Below are 1,285 nucleotides of genomic sequence, written 5' to 3'. Positions count from 1 at the left end.
CCGCGCCCTGCGCCGGCCGATGCCCAGCGCGCCGAACCCGTACGCCCGGCGGGGCACCGCGTTCCACACCTGGCTGGAGCAGCGCTTCGGCGTGAGCCGGCTGCTCGACGTGGACGAGCTGCCGGGGGCGGCCGACGCCGACGCCGCGCCGGACGAGGCCCTCGCGGAGCTCCAGGCGCGCTTCCTGGCCGGCGAGTGGGCGCAGCGGGTGCCGGTGGAGGTGGAGGTGCCCTTCGCCACGGTGATCGCCGGGGTGGTGGTGCGGGGCCGGATGGACGCGGTTTTCGCCCGGTCGGGCGGGCGGTTCGACGTGGTCGACTGGAAGACCGGGCGGCAGCCCGTCGGGGCGGAGGCCGAGGCAGCGGCGGTACAGCTCGCCGTCTACCGGCTGGCCTGGGCCGAGCTGGCCGGTGTGCCGGTCGACCGGGTCGGTGCAGCCTTCCACTACGTGCGGGACGCGGTGACCGTCCGCCCGGCGGATCTGCTGGACGCCGACGGGCTTACCGCCCTGGTCACGGGCGTGCCGGAGGCGCCGGCGGGTGGGGGCCGACCGGGGTAGGGCCGGCGACTGGCGACGGGACGAGAAATCCGTGATAGACTTGTCCCGTTGCAGTTATGGTTCCCAGAGACTCTGTGTGCGCCTGGCGGATTGTGGCCCCAGGCGCTCTTTGTTGTGTCCGGAGCTCTCCGGGCGGGGCGACCAGAAGCGACAGGCGATTCGCGCATTCCCGCGCGGAGCGCTCCTCTTCGGGCCCGCAACAGGTGCGGGTCCGACGTTCCGTCAAGGAGACAGAACACATGGCAATTGGCACCGTCAAGTGGTTCAACGCTGACAAGGGCTTCGGCTTCATCACCCCGGACGGCGGCGGCGCTGACGTCTTCGCCCACTTCTCGGCGATCCAGTCCTCCGGCTACCGGAGCCTGGACGAGAACCAGCGGGTCGAGTTCGAGATCACCCAGGGCCAGAAGGGCCCGCAGGCGGAGAACATCCGCCCGCTCTGATCTCCGGCACCCGTTTCACCAGTTCCACCCGTAACATCCGTCGCGTCCTCCGGGCGTGACGACGTGGCCGGTCCGCCCCTCGCGCGGCGGGGCCGGCCACGACCCCATTCGGTTCGTGCTTGTGAGTCCCGGCGGATCCGTCCGCCGGTCGACAGCGCCGCCTCGGCGCACTTCCTCGACACGTGCCGCGTCGAGGAAGGCTTCCGCATGACCACCGTTTATTCCCTCTTTTCTCCGCCACCGGCCTGGCACCGGCACTGCTCGCCGAGCTGACCACGCAGGG

2 protein-coding genes are annotated in these 1,285 nt (G+C 71.5%); both read left to right on the top strand.

Features of this window, described 5'->3' with window-relative positions:
• Window positions 1-559 (top strand): PD-(D/E)XK nuclease family protein (locus MCAG_RS32380; protein WP_157548462.1); only part of this gene is annotated, 559 nt, incomplete at its 5' end.
• Between the two features lie 239 nt (window positions 560-798).
• Window positions 799-1,002: a cold-shock protein gene (locus MCAG_RS10025; protein WP_007072850.1), complete on the top strand. Its 204-nt coding sequence runs from the start codon at window positions 799-801 to the stop codon at window positions 1,000-1,002.
• Window positions 1,003-1,285: the final 283 nt, after the last annotated feature.

It is taken from the genome of Micromonospora sp. ATCC 39149 (assembly GCF_000158815.1).
In the GTDB taxonomy this organism is placed as follows: Bacteria; Actinomycetota; Actinomycetes; order Mycobacteriales; family Micromonosporaceae; genus Micromonospora.
This window is presented reverse-complemented; position numbering and strand designations above follow the sequence as displayed.

Excerpts from the sequence above, each read along its gene's own strand:
- MCAG_RS10025 (WP_007072850.1), top strand. The coding sequence starts at position 799 with ATGGCAATTGGCACCGTCAAGTGGTTCAACGCTGACAAGGGCTTCGGC.